At 52.3% G+C, this 5869-nt stretch carries 4 protein-coding genes; 3 read left to right on the plus strand and 1 reads right to left on the minus strand.

Going from position 1 to position 5869, the window contains the following annotated elements; all coding sequences use genetic code 11:
• On the minus strand, positions 1-1439 hold a 1439-nt coding region (locus tag J0909_RS18135), incomplete at its 3' end, for a DUF438 domain-containing protein (RefSeq protein WP_207265091.1).
• 249 nt (positions 1440-1688) lie between these two features.
• Here J0909_RS18135 and J0909_RS18140 point away from each other — a divergent pair.
• The 3 genes from J0909_RS18140 to hcp form a co-directional block, all read left to right on the plus strand.
• The gene (locus tag J0909_RS18140; RefSeq protein WP_207265093.1) at positions 1689-2276 is read left to right on the plus strand and encodes a NapC/NirT family cytochrome c; all 588 of its coding nucleotides are present in this window, start codon (positions 1689-1691) and stop codon (positions 2274-2276) included.
• The gene (locus J0909_RS18145; protein WP_207265095.1) at positions 2273-3652 is read left to right on the plus strand and encodes a multiheme c-type cytochrome; all 1380 of its coding nucleotides are present in this window, start codon (positions 2273-2275) and stop codon (positions 3650-3652) included. The genes J0909_RS18140 and J0909_RS18145 overlap by 4 nt, the downstream gene beginning before the upstream one ends.
• A 598-nt stretch (positions 3653-4250) precedes the next feature.
• Positions 4251-5869, plus strand: a 1619-nt coding sequence (gene hcp, locus J0909_RS18150) for a hydroxylamine reductase (protein WP_207265097.1), incomplete at its 3' end; no start/stop codon positions are given.

Consider the following 5869-nt stretch of genomic DNA (forward strand, 5'->3'; position numbering starts at 1 on the left):
AGCAATCTTTGCTCTCCGGTCAGTGCTCTGATGTGGGTTACGTCTTGAGCGACTTCCAAACAGCCTTCATATGTGCCGTCCGTCTGGCGGATTGCATAAAAGCGAATATGAATGAAGGCTTCATTCATCTGTATCCAGAACTCAGCTACATCTCTTTCTCCAGACTTTAATTTTTCAAGAATCTCCTGAACCATATGGACGCTTTTGGGGGGATGGCACTTGGATACCTCCCGACCGATGATTCCTTCACTGCGGGGGAATATGCGGTGTTCGGTTTGGGAAAAATATGCGACCCGATCCTTTGCATCCACAAAGGACAGATCGACCGGGAGCGATTTCAAGATGGCGTTTACCACCTCCGGCCGGAGTTCTCCCGCCTCCAAAGAGACTAGGCCGGGCCCCGCGTCAGAGGCTCTTGCTTTGTCGCTTGCAGGCTGCCATTCGTTCCCAGGAACAACCCAGGCAAAGCCGATCTCCTCTTCGCCCAGACGGACTTTTACCCAATCTTCTTCGGAGAAAGCTTCAAAGCACATCGGGAACATGATCGTCTCTTCCTTGTGGATCAAGTCTCTGACAGCGACAGAAAGATTTGAAATCAATGACAGAGATTTTTCGCGATCATTAGTCTCCAGCTCTGCCCTGGTCTGTTTGAACAATTGGCGGATATCATCATGGATCGCCCACATAACCTGTGGGGGCGCTGTCAACCCATGGGATTCCATTATCGGGAACAGCTGATTTTCCTTGCGTTCGTAATGCCGGATTATATCTGCGAGTTCATTGACGCCATTTTGAAGACCTTGGTGAGCTGCGGCATATGTCAGGTCGTCCGATGTCTGCTTGACGGCTTCATCAAGGCGCTCGGCCTTCCTGGCAGCCTCACGATTTTCGGCCTGCATAGTATGAATAGGGTGGCCTGGTGCCATTTCGGGCAATTCGGAGTCCACGGAAGATTCAAAAAGCTCGACATGAAGGTTGCAGAGTCTTTTTATCTCGGATTCGTCAATCCCATCGGCAACCAACGCCTGCTCCATTGCGCCCACTTCGGCAGGAGACACATCCTGAAGCAATTCGTGGAACTCTTCTCGGACGGCATTCAAGGTTTCCCCTCCATGAACGCGCAGCACGATGTTCTTGAAGGCTTTTACCCGTTCCTCGCGAGTCATGACCTTTGGAGTCCCTCGTCCTCCAGGATTCACGATAGTTACAGGGTCGTTGGAATTCAGATATATCTGTTCGGCTATTTCGATGAGCAGGGTATCTGGGGACAGGCCGCCCAAAGAAGCCGCCTGAGATATGGACGCGGCTTTAGCCAATGTTTTGCGTAAGATCGGATTGGATAGTTTTTTGAACTTTGCCGATTTGTTCAGCAAAAAATCCAAGAGAAAGGGGTAGTCCTCAATGAGGCCGCCAATTTTGCTGCTGAGGGAAAGCTCCATGATTTGGTCTCCATAAAAGGAAATCGAAGTTGAGAAATGAAAAGGGCTGTCATTAGCACTATCAAATACTTTTCAACATTTTTCAACGAAGCTGTCGCTCATGCCGAGTTCTCGTAACCAATATGATGACTTTTGTGCGCAACATCCAAAAACACTAGCCGCCCTTCTTGTTCTGTGGCAGTGTTCTAATATCCCACCATCTTGGGGGCAAATAGAGATGTCGGGTGTATTCTGAAAACAGGAGGAGGTATGGAGCGAAAAACCAAATCGCTTTTGCTCATCGTTGTCGGTGTCGCAATAGCGTTTCCGCTCTTCAGCATGACTTACTACACCATGGTGAGGACTTCCACGCCGGAGTTTTGTGGCCTATGCCACGAAATTCAGCCTGCGGTGATGGGCTGGAAATCGTCAACGCACGCAAACAATGGCCAGGGCTTTGTTGCCGATTGTATGGATTGTCATTTGCCTGCCCCCCATGACACGTTTGACTTTTTCTATGCAAAAGCAGCGCACGGGCTTAAGGACGTTGTTTCCCATTACACAGGCGGTGCGGAGACCTATGACCGCCAAGTCATGAAAGAGCACGTCTGGTCAACCATGAAGAACGACCAGTGTATGAAATGCCATCGCAATCTGCTGCATATGCCAGCAAAACGCGGCGCAATGTTGGCGCATCGCAAGGTCCTATACGCCAACAACGGCGAAGAGTACCGATGCACGGATTGCCACAGGGAGCTGGTTCACAACGATCGACAATTTTACGAGTACAAGCAGTTCAATGCGCCTTACAGGGCCAATGGACTGCGGAATCTAGGACACCAGGAGGGTTCGGAATGAAAAGGAGTGTGATTGTACTATTGATGGTCACGTTGACAGCCCTGTTCGCGGCAGCGGCTGCGGCGCAAAACTTCCCGAAGGTCCGGGAGTTGCGCATGGATCGGGCCACGCCTCCCCAAGGCGTTGCATGTATCGAATGTCATAAAAAGGAAACCCCCGGGATTTTTGCAGATTGGGCCATGAGCCGCCATGCTTCAGCGGGAATCACCTGCCTTGATTGTCACCAGGCGCAACCCGGGGACAAGGATATTTCTGTAGACCACGAAAAATATTACTCCAGAGGCGATATGCCCATGGGTGAAAAGCAATACTTTGTCCCGGTGGCATCCCCTGTCACCCCAAAGGACTGCTCTCGCTGTCACCCTGACGAGGCCAAACAGTACGCCAAGAGCAAGCACGCAAACACTATTGAGATCATGTGGAAAATTGATCCGTGGTTGAACCAGGGGATGAATTCCGACAACGAGCGGAAGACCGGTTGTTACTATTGCCACGGCACGGTCCTGAAGATGAAGGACGGCAAGCTCGACCCGGCGACATGGCCCAATGTAGGTGTCGGCCGTGTCAATCTGGATGGCTCCCTTGGCAGTTGTACCAGCTGCCACACCCGTCACCGTTTTTCCGTGATGGAAGCACGCAAGCCTGAAACTTGCGGACAATGCCACCTTGGCCCGGATCATCCGCAAATTGAAATATACAACGAATCCAAACATGGCGATATCTATCAGGCCTTCAAGCATGAATACAACTTCGATTCTGCCCCCGGAGCTTGGACGCCAGGCGTAGACTATCGCGCTCCGACTTGCGCCTCCTGCCATATGTCGGGCGCCGGAATGCAACCCACGACTCACGATGTGACCGAGCGTCTCTCCTGGGAACTCCAGGCTCCCCTTACCGTTCGTCCGCAGGACTTCAAGGCTTTCCCCTCCGGTACAGACTGGAAAGTTGAAAGGGACAAGATGAAGGACATCTGCAGGCAGTGCCACGGCACGGCCTGGATTGAAGACCACTACACTCAGACCGACAAAGCGGTTGAAGAGTACAATGAAGCCTACTTCAAGCCTGCCAAGAAGATGCTTGACGAGTTGTACGCCAAGGGGCTTCTCGACAAGACAAAGTTCTTTGATGAGCATTTGGAAGTTGAATACTACGAGCTCTGGCATCACGAAGGCCGTCGCGCAAGAATGGGCTCTGCCATGATGGCCCCCGACTATGCGTGGTGGCATGGTTTCTACGAGTGCAAGCACCGTTACAACCAGTTCATGGAAGAAGCTCGCCACCTCATCGAAACCAACACCAAGGCATACAAGTACCCTGACTTCCCGAACACTGGCGGGGAGACCACCAGGCCGGTGGAGGTTTTTGGCAAGCAGTAATCCGCCTAACCACTAACGACGTAAGGAGGGAGGGGTTTAAACCCCTCCCTCTTTTTTGCTCAATACGTTTAGCCTGTAATTGAATCTTTGAATATCGTCGCCCGATTCCTATTGATGGACCCATTTTTAGCAGCTATGATCAAACTGTTTTAACTTCAATGTAAGATGTTTAAATAATTATAATTTTACAGTAACAAACTATGCTTATATACATCCTGGTTGGCGTTTTAGCTTTTTCCGCGGGCCTTGTTTTTGGAAGGTATCTTTTGCCTTTTCCGCTGTGGAACAGAGGCATCCCCCTCGCCCGGCGAAGTCGTCGAAAACCGAACAATTTGAATCGGTTCAATTTTGACAAACAAAAAAAGTATGAAAAGGAAGGCCGAAAGTTTCCTTTTTCCTATTAGCGGGACAGTCCGGCAGATGCCCTCGTAATCGATTTTCCCCATCCGAGTAGGGTTATTATTTGACGCAAGTCAAAGACAAAAAAAGGCAAAGAAGTTAGCCTCTATTTTTAGAGTCATGAAAACCTGCTGTCAGGTAGAACGGTTGTGTCGGCCAAAAGCCGTACAGCATCAACCTCCAACCAAAGGAGACAGGTATGTTCTGTTACCAATGTCAGGAGACGGCGAAAAATTCGGGCTGCACCGTCAAGGGGATGTGCGGAAAACCGGAAGAAACCGCCAACCTTCAAGACCTCCTGATTTTTGTTCTGCGAGGTATCGCGGTATATGGCGAAGGACTCAAAGACTTGGGGCAACCCGACAGGTCCAACGATGATTTCGTGCTTCAGGGGCTTTTCGCCACCATAACCAACGCCAATTGGGACGACGCCCGATTCGAAAAGCTAATCCAGGAAGCCCTTGAACGCCGCGACGCGCTCAAAACCCGGTTCCTTGCCGCCTACAAGACGAAACATGGCAAAGACTACGCCGACAGCCTGCCTGAAGCTGCGACTTGGAGCGGGCCCGTCTCTTCCTTTGCGGAAAAGGCCAAAACAATCGGCATCCTCGCCACGGAGGATGAGGACGTTCGTTCTCTGCGCGAATTCCTGATCATTGGCCTCAAGGGCGTGGCCGCCTATGCAGAGCATGCCGCCGTTCTCGGATACCGCAAGCCGGAAATAGACGACTTCATGCTGGAAGCCCTGGCGTCCACAACCAAGGACCTGTCCGTGGACGAGATGGTTGGCCTGGTCATGAAGGCCGGAGAGACCGCAGTCACGACAATGGCTCTTCTGGATGAAGCCAACACCTCCACATACGGGCATCCCGAGATCACCGAGGTCAACATCGGTGTGGGCAACAAGCCCGGCATTCTCATCAGTGGCCATGACCTCAAAGACATGGAAGAGCTGCTCAAGCAGACCGAGGGAACAGGCGTCGACGTCTACACGCATGGCGAGATGCTCCCCGCCAACTACTATCCCGCCTTCAAGAAGTACGATCACTTCGTCGGCAACTATGGCGGCTCCTGGTGGCAACAGAATCCCGAATTCGAAGATTTCAACGGCCCCATCCTGCTGACCACCAACTGCCTTGTGCCGCTGAAGAAAAGCAACACCTACCTCGACCGTCTCTATACGACCGGCGTCGTGGGGTACGAGGGAGCCAAGCATATCCCCGAGCGACCTGAGGGCGGAGCCAAGGACTTTTCGGGAATTATCGCCCAAGCCCAAAAGTGTTCGCCGCCTATAGAACTCGAAAAAGGTTCCATCGTCGGCGGTTTTGCACATCATCAGGTTACTGAACTGGCCGACAAAGTCGTGGACGCCGTCAAATCCGGCGCGATAAAACGGTTCGTGGTCATGGCCGGTTGCGACGGACGCCAAAAGTCCCGCGACTACTACACGGAAGTGGCACAAGCCCTTCCCAAGGACACGGTTATTCTGACCGCCGGTTGCGCCAAGTATCGCTACAACAAGCTGGACCTGGGAGACATCGGCGGCATCCCGCGAGTCCTCGATGCAGGCCAGTGCAACGACTCCTACTCCCTCGCCGTCATCGCCCTCAAGCTCAAGGAGATATTCGAACTGGAGGACATCAACGACCTGCCGGTGTCCTACGACATCGCATGGTACGAGCAAAAGGCCGTGGCGGTTCTCCTGGCCCTGCTCTTCCTGGGCGTCAAAGGCATCCGCCTGGGACCGACCCTGCCTGGATTCCTGTCTCCCAATGTTGCCAAGGTCGTCATAGAGAAATTTGACCTCAAGCCCATTGG

It is taken from the genome of Desulfovibrio sp. Huiquan2017, assembly GCF_017351175.1.
GTDB lineage: Bacteria > Desulfobacterota > Desulfovibrionia > Desulfovibrionales > Desulfovibrionaceae > Pseudodesulfovibrio.

Coding starts and splice junctions, on each gene's coding strand:
- J0909_RS18140 (WP_207265093.1), top strand. CDS start 1,689: ATGGAGCGAAAAACCAAATCGCTTTTGCTCATCGTTGTCGGTGTCGCA.
- J0909_RS18145 (WP_207265095.1), top strand. CDS start 2,273: ATGAAAAGGAGTGTGATTGTACTATTGATGGTCACGTTGACAGCCCTG.